This window comes from Pseudomonas sp. GW821-FHT07G10 (assembly GCF_059418545.1).
The window spans coordinates 471958-489862 of the sequence record NZ_JBWKQB010000002.1; the positions used below are offsets into that span (position 1 = coordinate 471958).

General features: G+C 60.7%; 16 protein-coding genes. 5 read left to right on the forward strand and 11 right to left on the reverse strand.

The window, feature by feature from the left end; genetic code table 11:
* Positions 1–102: 102 nt before the first annotated feature.
* Positions 103–1467: a GTPase/DUF3482 domain-containing protein gene (locus AC07O1_RS05495; protein WP_495088145.1), complete on the reverse strand. Its 1365-nt coding sequence runs from the start codon at positions 1465–1467 to the stop codon at positions 103–105.
* Positions 1460–2839: a DUF2868 domain-containing protein gene (locus AC07O1_RS05500; RefSeq protein ID WP_495088146.1), complete on the reverse strand. Its 1380-nt coding sequence runs from the start codon at positions 2837–2839 to the stop codon at positions 1460–1462. Before AC07O1_RS05500 ends, AC07O1_RS05495 begins: the two co-directional genes overlap by 8 nt.
* A 94-nt stretch (positions 2840–2933) precedes the next feature.
* Here AC07O1_RS05500 and AC07O1_RS05505 point away from each other — a divergent pair, with 94 nt between their 5' ends.
* Complete coding sequence (locus AC07O1_RS05505) at positions 2934–3446, forward strand: dihydrofolate reductase (protein ID WP_495088147.1); 513 nt, start codon at positions 2934–2936, stop codon at positions 3444–3446.
* A gap of 112 nt (positions 3447–3558) precedes the next feature.
* Here the strand turns inward: AC07O1_RS05505 and AC07O1_RS05510 are convergent, their stop codons facing one another.
* Positions 3559–4950: an L-cystine transporter gene (locus AC07O1_RS05510; RefSeq protein ID WP_495088148.1), complete on the reverse strand. Its 1392-nt coding sequence runs from the start codon at positions 4948–4950 to the stop codon at positions 3559–3561.
* Between the two features lie 241 nt (positions 4951–5191).
* Between AC07O1_RS05510 and AC07O1_RS05515 the strand changes: the two genes are divergently transcribed.
* A complete protein-coding gene (locus tag AC07O1_RS05515) occupies positions 5192–6247 on the forward strand; it encodes an HAD family hydrolase (protein WP_495022720.1) in 1056 nt (351 codons plus the stop codon).
* 155 nt (positions 6248–6402) lie between these two features.
* Here AC07O1_RS05515 and ilvD read toward each other — a convergent pair whose 3' ends face one another.
* The 3 genes from ilvD to AC07O1_RS05530 form a co-directional block, all read right to left on the reverse strand.
* Positions 6403–8244: a dihydroxy-acid dehydratase gene (gene ilvD / locus AC07O1_RS05520; RefSeq protein ID WP_494990744.1), complete on the reverse strand. Its 1842-nt coding sequence runs from the start codon at positions 8242–8244 to the stop codon at positions 6403–6405.
* Positions 8245–8579: 335 nt separating this feature from the next.
* On the reverse strand, positions 8580–9038 hold the full coding sequence (locus tag AC07O1_RS05525; protein ID WP_495013088.1) for an REP-associated tyrosine transposase: 459 nt from the start codon (positions 9036–9038) through the stop codon (positions 8580–8582).
* Positions 9039–9217: 179 nt separating this feature from the next.
* The gene (locus AC07O1_RS05530) at positions 9218–10414 is read right to left on the reverse strand and encodes a class I SAM-dependent rRNA methyltransferase (RefSeq protein ID WP_495088149.1); all 1197 of its coding nucleotides are present in this window, start codon (positions 10412–10414) and stop codon (positions 9218–9220) included.
* Between the two features lie 229 nt (positions 10415–10643).
* On the opposite strand from AC07O1_RS05530, the gene mutM reads away from it, so the two are divergent.
* Complete coding sequence (gene mutM / locus AC07O1_RS05535; protein WP_495088150.1) at positions 10644–11456, forward strand: bifunctional DNA-formamidopyrimidine glycosylase/DNA-(apurinic or apyrimidinic site) lyase; 813 nt, start codon at positions 10644–10646, stop codon at positions 11454–11456.
* Between the two features lie 24 nt (positions 11457–11480).
* Here mutM and AC07O1_RS05540 read toward each other — a convergent pair whose 3' ends face one another.
* From AC07O1_RS05540 to AC07O1_RS05560, 5 genes are all read right to left on the reverse strand, one after another.
* Positions 11481–11732, reverse strand: coding sequence for a YfhL family 4Fe-4S dicluster ferredoxin (locus AC07O1_RS05540; protein ID WP_489069174.1), 252 nt, complete (start codon positions 11730–11732; stop codon positions 11481–11483).
* Positions 11733–11838: 106 nt separating this feature from the next.
* Positions 11839–12318 (reverse strand): pantetheine-phosphate adenylyltransferase, encoded by a 480-nt coding sequence (gene coaD / locus AC07O1_RS05545; RefSeq protein WP_494990740.1) that lies wholly within the window; start codon positions 12316–12318, stop codon positions 11839–11841.
* Positions 12319–12433: 115 nt separating this feature from the next.
* Complete coding sequence (locus tag AC07O1_RS05550) at positions 12434–14029, reverse strand: GMC family oxidoreductase (RefSeq protein ID WP_495088151.1); 1596 nt, start codon at positions 14027–14029, stop codon at positions 12434–12436.
* A gap of 135 nt (positions 14030–14164) precedes the next feature.
* Positions 14165–14710 (reverse strand): twin-arginine translocation pathway signal protein, encoded by a 546-nt coding sequence (locus tag AC07O1_RS05555; RefSeq protein WP_495088152.1) that lies wholly within the window; start codon positions 14708–14710, stop codon positions 14165–14167.
* A 27-nt stretch (positions 14711–14737) separates the two neighbouring features.
* Positions 14738–16168, reverse strand: a complete 1431-nt coding sequence (locus AC07O1_RS05560; protein ID WP_494990737.1) for a coniferyl aldehyde dehydrogenase — start codon at positions 16166–16168, stop codon at positions 14738–14740.
* A 147-nt stretch (positions 16169–16315) separates the two neighbouring features.
* Between AC07O1_RS05560 and AC07O1_RS05565 the strand changes: the two genes are divergently transcribed.
* Complete coding sequence (locus AC07O1_RS05565; protein ID WP_495088153.1) at positions 16316–16987, forward strand: TetR/AcrR family transcriptional regulator; 672 nt, start codon at positions 16316–16318, stop codon at positions 16985–16987.
* A gap of 33 nt (positions 16988–17020) precedes the next feature.
* Positions 17021–17875 carry a sulfurtransferase gene (locus tag AC07O1_RS05570; RefSeq protein ID WP_495088154.1) on the forward strand — a complete coding sequence of 285 codons (855 nt, stop codon included), beginning with the start codon at positions 17021–17023 and terminating at the stop codon, positions 17873–17875.
* The last annotated feature ends 30 nt before the right edge of the window (positions 17876–17905 follow it).

The following is a 17905-nucleotide window of genomic DNA, read 5'->3' on the forward strand; positions in this document are numbered from 1 at the left end:
ATCGTTCCCACGCTCCTGCGTGGGAATGCAGCCCGTGACGCTCCGCGTCACAGTGGACGCGGAGCGTCCATAGAGGCATTACCACGCAGAGCGTGGGAACGATCAGAGTTGCTGCGCCAACACCTCAACCTGTTCCTGGCGCTCCGTCTGGCTCAATCGCGCATGAGGATTGAGCGACGACCACTGCGGATGCGCTCGGGCCTTGTTCAGAGCCTCCGGTAATTTCCCTTCGCGCCAGGTCTTGTCCTGTGGGGTGGCGACCTGGATGCTGTCCATCGCCGCATGCCCGCGCAGATTCAGTGCCTGGAGCAATTGCCGCTGGCGCAAGGCGAGCAGGCGCAGCACGCTGTCGTCGACGGTCAATTCGTGTTGGCCTTTGATCTTGCCAAGCAAGCGACTGCCATAGCTGCGGGCCGTTTGCAGTGCGCCGCCGGCGATTGCCCCGGCTAGCGCGGCGGCGCCCAAGGTCAGGCCGCCCACCAGCAAGTCCACGCCGGCACCGGCCGCCGCGCCCGCTGCGATCCCGCCTCCCACCCGTACTCCAAGCTGTTTGAGGGTTTCGGGGTTGAACAAGTCATCGCCCCAACGGCCATCGAGCAAGGGCAAATCACTGGCGGCGGCGTCCTGCGGGCGGAAGGCGTAGAGCTTGAGCAGCGCTTCGACGCAACGCTGCTCGCGCTGGCGAATGGTTTTGCGCAGTTCGCTGATGGCGTGCTGTTGTGCATCGGCTTTGCTGACCACACTGCGTCGGCAGGCGGCGCAATCAATCAGTAGCTCGGCAATCAAGCGTGCTGCGCTTTGCTGGCGGGCCAGACGCTGCGCTTGTTGATCGGCAATCAGCCGTTCCAGTTGCCCGCGAGAACTCTCCAGCAGCAGGGCGAGGCTTTCGTAGAGTCGCCGCTCACCGTCTAGCGGTGGCGCGACGCTATCGAAACGCACCAGTGCGTGCAGCCCGAGTCGGGCCAGGGCTTCGCGCCAATCGGGTTCGCGGTGGTTGGCGCTGCTGACGAAATTCAGTACCGGCAACAACGGTTTGCCGCAACTGGCCAGCACTTCCAGTTCATCGCGGTACTTGGCCAGCACCGGCTCGCGGGCGTCGATCACATACAGCCCGGCATCCGAGGTCAGCAACTGGCGAAGGACCTTGGCTTCCTGTTCGAAACGCTGGCGCGCCTCGCTGCCGTCGAGAAACCGTGCCAGTCGCGCCGGGCCATCAAGACGTTCGCCGGGATGTTCCAGGCGTTCCAGGTAGTCAAGCAGGGCAATCGCGTCTTCCAGCCCTGGCGTGTCGTACAGATCCAGCAAGGCTTCGCCGTCCACCGACAAACGTGCACCTTCGACATGCCGGGTGGTGCTCGGCCGATGGGAGACTTCGCCGAAGCCGACGTCGCGAGTCAGAGTCCGTAGCAATGAGGTCTTGCCGACATTGGTGTGGCCGACCACCGCGAGCCTCAAAGGCTTAGTCATGGCCGCTCTCCAGCCAGTTCAACGGCGCGCAATCGGCGAACGGCAATTCCAGCTGTCGCAGGGCATCGTGCCAGTCGCCCAGGCGTTCGGCATCCAGCGCCTGGCCAGGCGGCGCTTGCAGCAGCCAGACGCGGGTCGCTGTGGCGTTGCGCGCCAGTTCGGCGATCAGCGCCAGGCTGCCGCGATCCGGTGAACGGCGCGGGTCGCAAGCAATGGTCAGGCGTGCCGGGGGAAAACGGGTCATTTGCTCCAGCAGCTTTTGCCGGGACTCACGGCTGTCGAGGATGCCGGCGTCTTTCACGGTTTTCGGCAACTGTGGCGGCCACGGGCGCTGATCGTCCAGCTCGATGGCCACCAGCAAGGCGCCGTCACTTTCCAATGTGCTGAGGCCACCCTGAACCGCGTGCAATTGTTCGGGGGCGGCATCGTTGACGCCAAGGCGTTCGCTGCTGGGCATCAGGTGTTCGCGCAATTGGCTGTAGCCGGGCAGGTTCAGGTCGAGGTGCAAGGCCGAGCGGCCGGTTTTCCAGCGCGCCCAACAGAACAGCGCGAGAATCAGGCGCGGCAATACTCCGTAGACCACTAGCACACCCACCAGCCACGCGGCCCAGGCTTGCCGGGCGCTTTCGATGTTCAGCGCGGTATCGCCGCTGGCGCGAATCATTTCCACGGTCGGGACGCTGAAGCCCAATAATGCCGGAAGGGCGCCAAGGGTCTGAGTCACGACGACAAAGGTATCGCCACTGAGAATGGTGGTCTCCCAGACGAAACCGTAGCGCCGGGTCGCCATCAGCATCAGCAGAATCGCCAAGGCGCTGAGTAACACCAGCAACCACAGACTGTTGACCAATACGCCGACGGCCCAACGGTTGAGCTTCTTGCGTTGCAGCAACAGTAATAAGGCCGGCGCCAGTTGCGCGGCTTTGGCGTCGCGGGCGAGCTTTTCGCTGAGCCACAACCATAGGCGCCCGAGACTGGCGCCGTGTTCGCCGGCGAACAGCAGACCCAAGGCCCAGCTCAGTAGCAGAATCAGGTTCAAGCCAAGCAGACTGCCCAAGGCCCAGAACACGTTGACCGGGGCCTGGCCGTCGCCCAGCGCCGCAAACGCCAGACCGGCGCCACTGACGATGGCCAGCACCGCCAGTACGATCAACGCCAGTCGCGCGCCTTGCAGCCAATGGCGCAGCGCGCTGGTCAGGCCATCGCGCTCTGCCAGCCACAGGGCGCGGTACTGGATTCGGCTCGGCAGGTCGCCGCCAGCGTTGCGGGCCAGGCGGTTGGCTTCAAGATCTTCCAAAGGGCCTGCGTGTTCTTCGCGCAGGCGCACGGTTTCAGTCAGCCAGAGATTTTCCAGCGGGGTGAGTGCAGTCACGCGGCATCCCATTGCTCAAGTGAGCCCAGAGCATAACCGCTGTACGTCGATCGGGCACGTTGCGAGCATGCAAGCCTCTGGTATCCTCGCCTCCATGAAAAAAACTCTCCCTCTCAGCCTGATTGCAGCTCTCGGTGAAAACCGCGTGATCGGCGTCGACAACAGCATGCCCTGGCACTTGCCGGGGGATTTCAAATACTTCAAGGCCACGACCCTGGGCAAGCCGATCATCATGGGTCGCAAGACCTGGGATTCCCTCGGTCGTCCACTGCCGGGCCGGTTGAACATCGTGGTCAGCCGTCAGGTCGATCTGCAGCCCGAAGGCGCCGAGGTGTATCCATCGCTGGAAGCCGCTGTGGTCCGGGCTCAGGAATGGGCGCTGGAGCAGGGCGCCGATGAGGTGATGCTGATTGGCGGCGCGCAGCTGTATGCGCAAGGGATGGATCAAGCGGATCGCCTGTACCTGACCCGCGTGGCGCTGAGCCCGGAGGGCGATGCGTGGTTTCCGGAGTTTGATCTGGCGCAGTGGAAACTGGTGTCCAACACCGAGAACCCGGCGCTGGATGACAAGCCGGCGTACAACTTCGAAGTTTGGGAACGCGTCTAGGATCGTTCCCACGCTCCCGCGTGGTAACGCAGCCCGTGACGCTCTGCGTCACGGTGGACGCGGAGCGTCCATAGAGGCATTCCCACGCAGAGCGTGGGAATGATCTATCTGATTAAGCCTGCGCCAGCTCTTCGTGCTCATCGGCATCCAACAGGCTCTTGTCGGTCTGCTGCATGATCTGGCTGGTGATCGCGCCGGCGGTCATCGAGCCGCTGACGTTCAATGCGGTACGGCCCATGTCGATCAGCGGTTCAACCGAGATCAGCAGCGCCACCAGTGACACCGGCAAGCCCATGGCCGGTAGCACGATCAGCGCGGCAAACGTCGCACCACCACCCACACCGGCTACCCCTGCCGAGCTCAACGTCACAATCGCCACCAGTGTTGCGATCCACAGCGGATCCAGCGGGTTGATGCCCACGGTCGGCGCCACCATCACCGCCAGCATTGCCGGATAAAGCCCGGCACAACCGTTCTGGCCAATGGTCGCGCCGAACGAGGCGGCGAAGCTGGCGATCGATTGTGGAATGCCCAGACGACGAGTCTGCGCTTCGATGCTCAGCGGAATGCTCGCGGCGCTCGAACGGCTGGTGAAGGCAAACGTCAGCACCGGCCAGACTTTACGCAAGAAGCGCAGCGGGTTGATCCCGGCCAGTGAGACCAGCAAGCCGTGAACCACGAACATCAGCCCCAGGCCGATGTACGACACAACCACGAAACTGCCGAGCTTGATGATGTCTTGCAGGTTGGAACCGGCGACCACTTTGGTCATCAACGCCAGCACGCCGTACGGGGTCAGCTTCATCACCAGACGCACCAGACGGGTCACCCAGGCTTGCAGGGTGTCGATGGCATTGATCACTTTCTGGCCTTTGTCTGCATCGTCCTTCAGCAGCTGCAGCGCGGCGACCCCGAGGAAGGCGGCGAAGATCACCACGCTGATGATCGAGGTCGGCTTGGCCCGAGCCAGGTCGGCGAACGGGTTCTGCGGGATGAATGACAGCAGGAGTTGCGGGATATTCAGGTCGGCGACCTTGCCGGCGTAATCGCTCTGGATCACCTGCAGGCGGGCCATTTCCTGGGTGCCAGCGACCAGGCCATCGGCAGTCAGGCCGAACAGGTTGGTCAGGCCGATGCCGATCAGCGCCGCGATGGCGGTGGTGAACAGCAGCGTGCCGATGGTCAGGATGCTGATCTTGCCCAGCGAGGACGCGTTGTGCAGACGGGCCACGGCACTGAGGATCGAGGCGAACACCAGCGGGGTCACGATCATCTGCAGCAATTGCACGTAACCATTGCCCACCAGATCGAACCAGCCGATCGAGGCTTTCAGGGGCGGGCTGTCCGAACCATAAATGGCGTGCAGCGCGACGCCGAAGATCACACCCAGCACCAGGGCGAACAGGACCTTCCTGGCCAGGCTCCAGGTGGTGTGACGGGTTTGTGCCAGGCCCAGCAGTAAGGCGAGGAATACCAGCAGATTGAGAACCAGCGGCAAATTCATTGAGGCTCCGATAAGACTTGTGCCAATCGCGTTCCAGGGCGATTGCGAACCGGCAAGCCTAACAGCTTGATATCTAATGAATTAATACCTGGATGGAATGATCGCTGTCGTTTTTGGAATAAGCCGCTGACGCTCAAACGAATGTCGATGACGTGATCTGGACGCAAGCCGTCGTGCGCAGGAGAGAACTGTCATATGGATTTGTTAGCGTCGATGACTTTCATTCAGGGAGAAAATAAACATGAAGCTCGCTCCGGGGTTGTTTGCCGCCGCGCTGTGCCTTGGCCTTGCCGGCCAGGCTTTTGCCACCGAGTTGAAACACTGGCCAGAGGCTCAGGCCAGGCAACTGGACGCGATGATCGCGGCCAATGCCAACAAGGGTAACTTCGCGGTGTTCGACATGGACAACACCAGTTACCGCTACGACCTGGAAGAGTCCTTGTTGCCGTTCATGGAAAACAAGGGCCTGATCACCCGCGAGACACTCGATCCTTCCCTGAAGCTGATCCCGTTCAAAGACACCGCCGACCACAAGGAAAGCCTGTTCAGTTACTACTACCGCCTCTGCGAAGTCGACGACATGGTCTGCTATCCATGGGTCGCGCAAGTGTTCGCAGGCTTCACCCTCAAAGAACTCAAAGGCTACGTCGATGAGATGATGGCCTCCGGCAAGCCAGTGCCGAGCACCTATTACGACGGCGATGTGGTCAAGACCATCGAGGTCCAGCCGCCAAAGGTCTACACCGGCCAGGCCGAGCTGTACAACAAGCTGATGGAAAACGGTATCGAGGTCTATGTGATGACCGCCGCCTCTGAAGAACTGGTGCGGATGGTCGCCGCCGATCCGAAGTACGGCTACAACGTCAAGCCACAGAACGTGATTGGCGTGAGCACGCTGCTCAAGGATCGCAAGACCGGCGAGCTGACCACCGCACGCAAGCAGATCACCGCCGGCAAATATGACGAGAAAGCCAACCTGGGCCTGGAGTTGACGCCTTACCTGTGGACCCCGGCCACCTGGATGGCCGGCAAACAGGCAGCGATCCTGACCTATATCGACGAGTGGAAAAAACCGGTTCTGGTGGGTGGCGATACTCCATCCAGCGATGGTTACATGCTGTTCCACAGCGTTGACGTGGCCAAGGGTGGTGTACACCTGTGGGTCAACCGCAAGGACAAGTACATGACCCAGCTCAACGGCATGATGACCAGGCATGCTGCCGCTCAGGCCAAAGAAGGCCTGGTGGTGACGGCGGACAAGAACTGGGTGATCGTCAAGCCTGAAGATATTCAGTAGGTACTGGAGGATCGTTCCCACGCTCCGCGTGGGAATGCAGCCCGTGACGCTCCGCGTCACTGGACGCAGAGCGTCCCTTGAGGCATTCCCACGCGGGAGCGTGGGAACGATCAGCCCCGCACTTGGCGGGGCATTTTTATTCAACGGCTAAGCAATCACAGACCGTCGAGCATCGCCTTGTTACGCACCGCGCCTTTGTCGGCGCTGGTGGCGAGCAGGGCATAGGCCTTCAATGCGGTGGTCACTTTACGTGGACGCACTTCGACCGGTTTCCAGCCTTTCTTGTCCTGTTCAACCCGGCGCGCCGCCAGTTCTTCATCGCTGATCAACAAGTTGATCGAGCGGTTCGGGATATCGATCAGCACTTTGTCACCGTCCTGTACCAGGCCGATTGCACCGCCGGCAGCGGCTTCTGGCGAAGCGTGGCCGATGGACAGGCCCGAGGTGCCGCCGGAGAAACGGCCGTCGGTGAGCAGGGCGCAGGCTTTGCCCAGGCCTTTGGATTTCAGGTAGGACGTCGGGTACAGCATTTCCTGCATGCCCGGGCCGCCTTTCGGGCCTTCGTAACGGATGATGACGATGTCGCCTTCCTTCACTTCGTCGGCGAGGATGCCGCGTACGGCGCTGTCCTGGCTTTCGAAGATCTTCGCGTTGCCTTCGAAGACGTGGATCGACTCATCGACGCCGGCGGTTTTTACCACGCAACCGTCCAGGGCAATGTTGCCGTACAGAACGGCCAGGCCGCCCTCTTGCGAGTAGGCGTGTTCGACACTGCGGATGCAGCCGTTTTCACGGTCGTCGTCCAGGGTTTCCCAACGGGTCGACTGGCTGAACGCGGTCTGAGTCGGGATGCCTGCAGGACCGGCCTTGAAGAAGTGATGCACGGCTTCGTCGGTGGTCTGGGTGATGTCCCACTTGGCGATGGCTTCTTCCATGCTGCGGCTGTGTACGGTCGGCAGGTCGGTGTGCAAAAGACCGCCGCGGGCCAGGGAACCGAGAATGCTGAAGATCCCGCCTGCACGGTGCACGTCTTCCATGTGGTACTTCTGGATGTTCGGCGCGACCTTGCACAATTGCGGTACATGGCGGGACAGACGGTCGATGTCGCGCAGGTCGAAATCGATCTCGGCTTCCTGGGCCGCAGCCAGCAAGTGCAGGATAGTGTTGGTGGAACCGCCCATGGCGATGTCCAGGGTCATGGCGTTTTCGAACGCCTTGAAGTTGGCGATGTTGCGCGGCAACACCGATTCATCGTTCTCGCCGTAGTAGCGTTTGCACAGTTCGACGATGGTGCGGCCGGCTTGCAGGAACAGCTCTTCGCGGTCGCTGTGGGTGGCCAGGGTCGAACCGTTGCCCGGCAAGGCGAGGCCCAGAGCTTCGGTCAGGCAGTTCATGGAGTTGGCGGTGAACATGCCGGAGCACGAACCGCAGGTCGGGCAGGCGCTACGCTCGTACTCGGCAACCTTCTCGTCAGAAGCGCTGGAGTCGGCGGCGATCACCATGGCATCGACGAGGTCGAGACCGTGGCTGGCCAGTTTGGTCTTGCCGGCTTCCATCGGGCCGCCGGAAACGAAGATCACCGGAATGTTCAGGCGCAGGGCGGCCATCAGCATACCGGGGGTGATCTTGTCGCAGTTGGAGATGCAGACGATGGCGTCGGCGCAGTGGGCGTTGACCATGTACTCGACGGAGTCGGCGATGATCTCGCGGCTCGGCAGCGAATAGAGCATGCCATCGTGGCCCATGGCGATGCCGTCATCCACGGCGATGGTGTTGAATTCCTTGGCGACGCCGCCAGCCCGTTCGATTTCCCGGGCAACCAGTTGGCCCAGATCCTTCAGGTGCACGTGGCCCGGTACGAACTGGGTGAAGGAGTTGGCAATGGCGATGATCGGCTTCTTGAAGTCGTCATCTTTCATCCCCGTGGCGCGCCACAGGGCGCGAGCACCGGCCATGTTGCGGCCGTGGGTGGATGTTTTCGAGCGGTAATCAGGCATGGAGCACTCCGGGCGGCTAATCGGGTATCAAAAGGGACGTGAGCTTCTATTGACGTCTGGAACACACAGAAATGGCCGTGTGCCCGGAAGATGCCGATAACGCTGCGGGATCGCCGCGCGCCTCAGCCTGAGCTCATAAACCCGCCGGGGGATGACTGGCGATGAATCTTGTGATTCTACACCGCTGGCGTCAGGAAGGAATGGTGCGATGACGGGACGTACGCCGCCTTCCCTTGTAGGGGCGAGCTTGCTCGCGAAAAACGTTAACGATGACGCGGGATACCTGATATGCCGCGGCGCCTGTTAATTTTTCGCGAGCAAGCTCGCTCCTACAGTTAGAGCCAGATGGCATCCCAAAGCGGATAGTCACCAATATGAATGACCAATCCGGCTCGTAGGGGATTGGCAACGATGTATCGGGCCATGGTTTTTAGATCTTCCTCCCGGCGCAGTGCTCGGTCGAAATAGCCTTTTTGCCATACAGGTTCATGGCTGTTTCTTGCTTTGTTGATGGCCCGGGCGCAGCGGGACTTGGTTGCTTGCATCAATTTGGGCAAGTCGCCGTTATGCAACTCAACCAGCCAGTGAATGTGATCTGGCATGACCACCCAGGCAACGGAGTCAGCGGCACCGTCTTCTTGAGCTTTTCTAAATTCGTTCACGACCAGGCGGCCAATGCTCCAATCGTGGAAGAGCGGTTGGCGCAAATGAGTGACGGCGGTGAGCAGATAAATGCGTCCGGAGTCCGAGAAACGGCCGGTGCGTAAGCGATGGGCATGAGGTGTTTTGGACATTCCGTTGTCCTCCCTGTGGCTGGAAGAGCAACGTTACGTGAGGCAAGGAGGATAGTCTTTTTGACAGTAGATCTGGATGTGTCTGCCTGAGAGCATCGCGAGCAAGCTCGCTCCTACAGGTCATCGGGTACCCCTGTAGGAGCGAGCTTGCTCGCGATCAGCCGCGAAGCGGCGCTGCCTTAGCTGTTAGGCAGCAACCGGCAGGTAATGCTCTTGATGTAGCGCGTTTCGGCAATCGCCGGGTGCACCGGATGGTCCGGCCCCTGACCACCGCGTTCGAGCAACTGAATATTGCGGTCCAGGTGGCGGGCGCTGGTCAGCAGGATGTTTTGCAGATCGTCTTCCGGCAGGTGCATGGAGCACGACGCGCTGACCAGAATGCCGTCCTTGCTGAGCAGGCGCATGGCTTGCTCGTTCAGGCGACGGTAGGCGCCTTCGCCGTTCTTCAGGTCTTTCTTGCGTTTGATGAAGGCCGGTGGGTCGGCGACGATCACGTCGAAGCGTTCTTCGCTGGCTTTCAGTTCTTTCAGGGCTTCGAACACGTCGCCTTCAATGCAGGTGACTTTCTCGGCGAAACCGTTCAACGCAGCGTTGCGCTCGACGCCGTCGAGGGCGAAGGACGAGGCGTCGACGCAGAACACTTCACTGGCGCCGAAGGCTGCGGCTTGCACGCCCCAGCCACCGATGTAGCTGAACAGATCGAGTACGCGCTTGCCCTTGGCGTACGGAGCGAGGCGGGCGCGGTTCATGCGGTGGTCATAGAACCAGCCGGTTTTCTGGCCTTCCATGACCGGCGCTTCGAACTTCACGCCGTTCTCTTCCAGGGCAACCCACTCCGGCACCAGACCGAAGACGGTTTCGACGTAGCGGTTGAGGCCTTCGGCATCACGGGCCGCGGAGTCATTCTTGAACAGAATGCCGCTTGGCTTGATCACTTGGGTCAGCGCCGCGATCACGTCGTCTTTATGGGCTTCCATGGTCGCCGAAGCGATCTGGACCACCAGAATGTCGCCGAAACGGTCGACCACCAGACCCGGCATCAGGTCGGAATCACCGTAGACCAGGCGATAGAACGGCTTGTCGAACAGGCGCTCGCGCAGGGACAGGGCCACATTGAGGCGGTGTACCAGCAGCGACTTGTCCAGCGGCAACTTGATGTCACGGGACAGCAAGCGTGCGCAGATCAGGTTGTTCGGGCTCATGGCGACGATGCCCAGCGGCTTGCCGCCGGCGGCTTCCAGAACCGCTTGATCGCCTGCCTTGAAACCGTGCAGTGGGGTGGCGGCTACATCGATTTCGTTGCTGTAGACCCACAGGTGACCGTTGCGCAGGCGACGGTCGGCGTTGGCTTTGAGGCGCAGGCTTGGCAGGGACATGACGTCGCTCCGGAAAAAAGAGCGGGAGTATAGCGCGTTGTGTAAAGAATGGCCGTGCGGGCAGATGTACTGTAGGAGCCGCCGGTCGACGCTCCTATAGAAAGCGCGCGCTGCTTCGGGTGTTGGAGGTGTCGGGTCGGACTTTATAAGGGTTAGAATCGTTGCTTGGCCCATATGCCAGAGCCAGCGCGCAATGCCGTGGTCGGCTATTTATTGATCTGAGAGCGCCATGCCTGAACTACCTGAAGTCGAAACCACCCGGCGCGGTATCGCACCGCATCTGGAGGGCCAGCGCGTCAGCCGCGTGATCGTCCGTGACCGCCGCTTGCGCTGGCCCATTCCGGAAGATCTTGATGTGCGTCTGTCCGGGCAGCGCATCGTGACGGTCGATAGACGTGCCAAGTATCTGCTGATCAATGCCGAGGTCGGGACGTTGATCAGCCATTTGGGGATGTCGGGGAATTTGCGGCTGGTGGAAGTCGGCATGCCGGCGGCCAGGCATGAACATGTGGACATCGAACTGGAATCGGGTCTGGCTTTGCGCTACACCGACCCTCGGCGTTTTGGGGCGATGCTCTGGAGTCTTGATCCGCTCAATCATGAACTGCTGATCCGGCTGGGGCCGGAGCCGTTGACCGACCTGTTTGATGGTGAGCGGCTGTTCCAGCTATCGCGCGGGCGCTCCATGGCGGTAAAGCCGTTCATCATGGACAACACGGTGGTGGTGGGAGTGGGCAATATCTACGCGACCGAAGCGCTGTTTGCGGCAGGCATCGATCCGCGACGCGAAGCCAAGGGCATTTCCCGGGCGCGTTATCTGAAGCTGGCTATCGAGATCAAACGCATTTTGGCTCATGCCATCGAGCGCGGCGGCACCACATTGCGCGACTTTATTGGTGGCGACGGCCAGCCCGGCTATTTCCAGCAGGAATTGTTCGTCTACGGTCGTGGCAATGAACACTGCAAGGTGTGTGGCACTGGCCTTCGTGAGGTTCGTCTGGGGCAGCGCGCCAGCGTCTATTGCCCGCGTTGCCAGAGCTGACGAAACCGCACGATCATCTGAAGTTTACGCCTTGCCAGTAATGATCTTGTACTTGGCCATCAGCTGTTCTTCGGTTTCCGGATGGGCTTCATCCAGCGGGATGCAGTCTACCGGGCAGACCTGCTGGCACTGCGGTTCGTCGTAGTGGCCGACGCACTGGGTGCACAGGTTCGGGTCGATCACGTAGATCTCTTCGCCTTGCGAGATGGCGGCGTTCGGGCACTCGGGTTCGCAGACGTCGCAATTGATGCAGTCGTCGGTGATGATCAGGGACATGGCGCACTCCTGCCGGGGCGGCTGGCCCAGGCATCTGAAAACTAATGCTGCAATTGTGCCGCATTGGCGCCCGCAGTGCACGCGGGCGCGATGGGCTGTTCCCTGACTATTTCTTGAAGCGCAGGGTCAGGGCGTCAGCGACAGCCGGGTGGACGAACTTGGCAATATCGCCGCCCAGGGCGGCAATTTCACGAACCAGCGTCGAAGAAATGAACGAATAACGCTCTGACGGGGTGAGGAAAAGGCTTTCCACATCCGGCGCCAACTGGCGGTTCATGTTGGCCAGCTGGAATTCGTATTCGAAGTCCGACACCGCTCGCAGGCCACGCAGGAACACATTGGCGTTCTTTTCCTTGGCAAAGTGCGCAAGCAGCGTGGAGAAACCGACGACTTCAACGTTCGGTATATGTTTGGTGACCTCGCGGGCCAGCTCCACACGCTGTTCCAGGGGGAAAAGCGGGTTTTTCTTCGGGCTGGCGGCGACGGCAATGATCACATGGTCGAACAGGCGCGCGGCGCGTTCGACCAGATCGCCATGGCCCTTGGTAATCGGGTCGAAGGTACCTGGGTACAACACTCGGTTCATCGCGTCGTCCTGGCGGGAGTCCGTTGGGGAGTCGGATGGTATCGCAGCCTTCCCGGTCGGCCAAGTCGCCTTTGGGGGAAGAAAGCACTATAGACGATACGAATAATGTGCTTTTTCACGAGTTTTTTAAACGCTCGGCCAGTGAAGTCGCCAATTGCGCCGTCAGTCCGTAGACCGACAGCTGCGGGTTGGCGCCAATGCTGGTGGGGAACAACGAGCCATCGTGGATCGACAGATTGCCCAACTGATGATGCCGGCCGAGGCTGTCGCAGACGGCATTTTTCGAGTCTTCGCCCATGGCGCAGCCGCCCATCACGTGAGCGCTACCCAGGCGCGTGCGATACAACTCAAGGCTCAGACCGTCGATCAGCGTGCGGGCTTGCGCCAGGGTTTTTACATAACGGGCATCGTTGTGCAGGGGCATGACTTCCTTTGCGCCGCCGGCGAACTGGATTTGCGCCATGCTGTGGAAGGCCCGGCGCAGGCCATCCCAGGCATAAGGTGATACCTGATAGTCGAGCACCGGTGTGCCATCACCGCGCAACTCGACACTGCCGCCGGGGCTGTCGGGGTGAAAGCCATCACGCAGTAGTGCAAGCATGGCGTGGGTGTGGGGCAGTTGTTCCATGCGCAGTGCGTTGTCGGAACCGAAACCACCGAACAGGGTGCTGGCCAGCGCCGGGTGCAGCGGGGGGACTTCCAGCTTGTAAGACATTTTGCCGGTAGTGCCGTCCTGCCATTGAAAATGGTCGGAATAAATCGATTGGGGCGCGCCGTAGAACGGGTTGATCACGTCGTCGAAATGCCCGGCAGACATGTTTACCAAGTGTAGGAAGGTCCGTTTGCCGAGCCGCTCATGGGGGTCGGGCGCCTTGGAACGCAGCAGCAACGCCGGGCTGTTGATGCCGCCGCCGGCCAGAACATAGTGCCGTGCCTTGACGGTGATGCTGCGCCCGGTCGGCGCGACGCAGCGTGCATCCATGGCCACGCATTGCAGGCCAGTGACCTTGTCATCTTTGATCAACAGATGTTCGGCACGGGCCAGATACAGCAGTTCGCCGCCTTTTTCCAGGGTTGCCGGAATGCTGGTCACCAACATCGATTGTTTGGCGTTGGTCGGGCAGCCCATGCCGCAATAACCGAGGTTCCAGCACCCGCGAACGTTGCGCGGGATCACATGCCAGCTGTAGCCGAGCTTTTCGCAGCCATTCTTGATCACGTCGTTGTTGGCATTGGGCGGCACCATCCACGGCGCGATGCCCAGGCGCTGCTCCATTTTCTCGAACCAGGGCGCCATCTCGGCAGGGCTGTGGCCTTTGACATTGTGTTCTTTGGCCCAGTGCTCAAGAGTCGGCTGCGGGGTTCGAAAGCTCGAAGTCCAGTTGATCAACGTCGTGCCGCCGACCGCGCGGCCTTGCAGGATGGTGATCGCACCGTCCTTGCTCATGCGGCCGATGCCTTCCTGATAGAGGCTGGCGTAGGCTTGATCCTCCAGCATCTTGAAGTCGCTGCTGGTCTTGAGTGGGCCTTCTTCGATCAGCAGCACCTTGTAGCCGGCGGCGCTGAGAATCTCTGCCGTAGTGCCGCCGCCGGCACCGCTGCCGATGATCGCCACGTCCGCTTCCAGCGTCAGGTCCTGCTCCAGTTGCGAGCCGTCATGGGTTTTCCAGCCACGGGCCAGGCCCTCGCGAAACAGATCAGGTACGGGCATATCAGGTGCTCTTGTTTTTATGGATTAAACGCAGGTGGCCGCTACGCGGCCAATCGCGAGCAAACTGTTGTGGTCCAGTTTTTTTGGACCAGTCCGTAGGAGCGAGGCTTGCCCGCGAATGGGGCACCGCAAATCTCAAACCTTCGGCGGCCCCGGATAACCGCAGTGCGCCCACGATTCGGTGCGACCGTACCAGGCCATCATCACCAGTTGCACAAGCGAGCTGTGGCCCATGCGCAGCAGGCTCAACGAGCTGTTTTCCCAACGCTTGAGAAAGTGCCGGATGTCATGGGCGCTGGCGTTCTCCCAACTGCCCCAGATGCCGGTCAACGGCCCACGGGTGATGGCCATGCCGAGCACATCGAACAGTTGCCGGGTCAGCTTGAGCATTTCCGGCGACAGGTGATCGAGACCGCGATCCAGGCTTTGCAGGGTGCCGTCGATGGCCACAGGCATTTTCTCGACGGCCACGGCACCCTCGAGCATCACCGGGATCAGTGCCCGTAGAAATGGCAGGTCGCCGCTGCGCAGAATCGCAAAACCGCTGGCCGGGGTGCTGGCCGAGCAGCCGCTGAGGCTGGCGCCAAGCCCGGCAGTGGCGAGGAAGGCACTGGCGCACAGGCCGAACGTCAATAGACCGCGTCGTGACATCTCGGGTGATTCAGACAGGCTTGGGTTCATTATTGTTATTACCCGACAGCAATGTGGTTAGCGGACAAACAGCTTCTGAATCAGCTTCTGGATGGATTTTCCGTAAGGCGGGTAAATCAATTTCGCCGCATTCAGCCGCTGCTTGGTCAGCACGCCCTTGGCCTTGCTGAACGTCAGGAAGCCCTCACGGCCGTGGTAATGGCCCATCCCCGATGCGCCGATGCCGCCGAACGGCATATCGTCTTGAGCGACGTGCAGCAGGGTGTCGTTGATGCAAACGCCCCCTGAGTGGGTTTCGTTGAGCACGCGGCTTTGTTCTGCCTTGTCGTAGCCGAAGTAGTAGAGCGCCAGCGGACGCGGTCGTTGGTTGATGTAGGTAAAGGCTTGATCCAGGCCGGTGTAGGGGACGATGGGCAGCACCGGACCGAAGATTTCGTCCTGCATTACGGTCATCTCGTCGTTGACGTTCAGCAACAGGCTGTGGCCCATGCGTCGACCTTGACCCTGGTCGAACAGCGGGATCAGCAACGCGCCCTTGCTGGTGGCGTCGCTGAGGTAACCGTTGAGCCGTGCCATTTGTCGGTCATTGATGATCGCGGTGTAGTCCGGGTTGTCTGCAAGCTTGGGATAAAACCCGCGAACGGCTTTGCGATAGGCTTCGATGAAGGCGCCAACGCGGTCCTCCGGCACCAGCACGTAATCCGGAGCGACACAGGTTTGTCCCGCATTCAGGGTTTTGCCGAAGGCGATGCGTTCAGCGGCATCCTTGAGCGGTACGTCGGCGGAGACAATGGCCGGCGATTTGCCGCCCAGTTCCAGGGTCACGGGAGTCAGGTGTTCTGCCGCGGCGCGCATGACATGCTTGCCAATGCTGGTGGCGCCGGTAAACAGCAGGTGATCGAAGCGTAGTCTGGAAAACGCCATGCCGACTTCGGCTTCTCCCAATATCACGCAGACCAGATCCTCTGGAAAGACCCGAGCCAACAATTCCTTGAGCAATTGCCCGGTGGCCGGCGTCGACTCGCTGAGCTTGAGCATCACCCGATTACCGGCGGACAACGCGCCGACCAAGGGGCCGATGGCGAGGTAAAGCGGATAGTTCCACGGCACGATAATTCCGACCACGCCCAGTGGTTGATAGATGACTTTGGCCGAGGCGGGCTGGAAGGCTGCGCCTACCTTGCGTCGGGATGATTTCATCCAGCCCTTGAGGTGTTTGCTGGCGTAATGAATGCCGTGCAGGCTGGGCATCAGTTCGGCAAGCAAGGTTTCATCGGCGCTGCGGTGGCTGAAATCCTGGCTGATGGCGTCTATCAATGCCTGGCGTTCGTCGCTCAACACATGACGCAAGGCCTTGAGCCATTGCTGGCGTTGCGCCGCTGGCGGCATTGGGTGGGCCGCATAGGCCTGGCGCTGGGCGGCAAACAGCCTGTGGAGCTCATCCAGTTGCGGTTGAGAGTCTTGCAGATAGGCAATGTCGGCAGGCATGGATGGCTCCGATTTTTATTCGAGAGGCTTGTTTTTAGAGTCTATGCTCTAAAATGTCAAATGACATCACTCGACAGCTTTGATTTATCCGATTCGGGATAGGTCGTAAGATGCTCGGCAACGCACTCTGAATTAAAGCCCAAGCCCATGGCCCCACGGATAAAAACCAGCGAGCGCATCGTCCAGAACAGCCTTGAGCTGTTCAATCAGCAGGGCGAGCGTAGCGTCAGCACCAACCACATCGCGGCCCACATGGAAATTTCCCCGGGCAACCTGTATTACCACTTCCCCAACAAGCAGGCGATCATCGCCGTGCTGTTCAGTGAGTACGAAAACCTGGTGGACAGTTTCCTGCGCCCACCCCAGGGCCGTGCGGCTACGGTCGAAGACAAACGCTATTACCTGCAGGCGCTGCTCGCCGCCATGTGGCGCTACCGATTCCTGCACCGAGACCTCGAACACCTGCTCGACAGTGACCCGGAACTGGCCGCTCGCTACCGACGGTTTTCCCAGCGCTGTCTGATCCAGGGCACGGCCATTTACGAGGGCTTTGTCGAGGCCGGAATCCTGAGCATGGGCAGGGTCCAGATTGAATCCCTGACCCTCAACGCCTGGATCATCCTCACCTCCTGGGTGCGCTTTCTCTGCACCACGCGGGAAAATTCCACGCATCTGAGTGAAGAGGCCATCAAGCGCGGGGTCTATCAGGTGTTGGTACTGGAAGCCGGATTTGTCACTGACCAGGCTCGGGGGGCAGTGACCGCGCTGTTCGATGAGTTTTATGTGCCGCTGGCGCAGGCACTGGAAGAAGTGCAGTAGGATCAACCACAGACTTAATCACAGGAGCCCGTTATGCCCATTGCGCAATTGATCAGCCCTCAAGCTCTGGACTTGAAAAAGGAGCAGGCCGGGCTGGTGATTCTGGATTGCCGTTTTGCCCTGGAAGACCCGGACTACGGCCAGCGCAGTTATGCCGAAGGGCATATCGCCGGCTCATCTTTCGCCGATCTGGAGCGTGACCTCAGCGGTCCTGTGATCAAGGGGGTGACCGGTCGCCATCCGTTGCCGGATCCCGAGCAGCTGACTGAGCGTTTGCAGGCCTGGGGTATCAATGCCGAAAGTGAAATTGTGCTGTATGACGATGGCCCCGGCGCATTTGCCGCACGCGCCTGGTGGCTGCTGGCCTGGCTGGGCAAGCGCGACGGTGTGTTCATTCTCGATGGCGGTTTGAAGGCCTGGCACGCGGCTGGTTTGCCGTTGAGTCTGGACGCGCCTGATACACGCCCCGGCAGCTTTGCAGGTACACCAGACGACTCGCTGCTATTGAGTGCCGAACAACTGCAAAAGCGCCTCGGCCAGCCAACCCTGACCTTGCTCGATGCTCGCGCCCAGCCGCGTTTCCGTGGCGAGGTGGAGCCGATCGACCCCGTGGCCGGGCACATCCCCGGCGCACAATGCGCGGCGTTCAGCGAAAACCTGGGTGGCGACGGGCGTTTTCTCCCGGTAGACCAGCTCAAGCAACGTTTCGCTGCGAAGCTGGGTGACCGCTCGCCGAGTGAACTGGTGGCCTATTGCGGTTCCGGCGTGACGGCTTGCCATAACCTTTTTGCGTTGTGCCTGGCAGGTTATCCGCTGGCCCGTCTGTATGCAGGATCGTGGAGTGAGTGGATTACCGATCCCAAGCGTGGCATCGCCAAGGGCGATTGAAGATAACGATCGTTCCCACGCTCCTGCGTG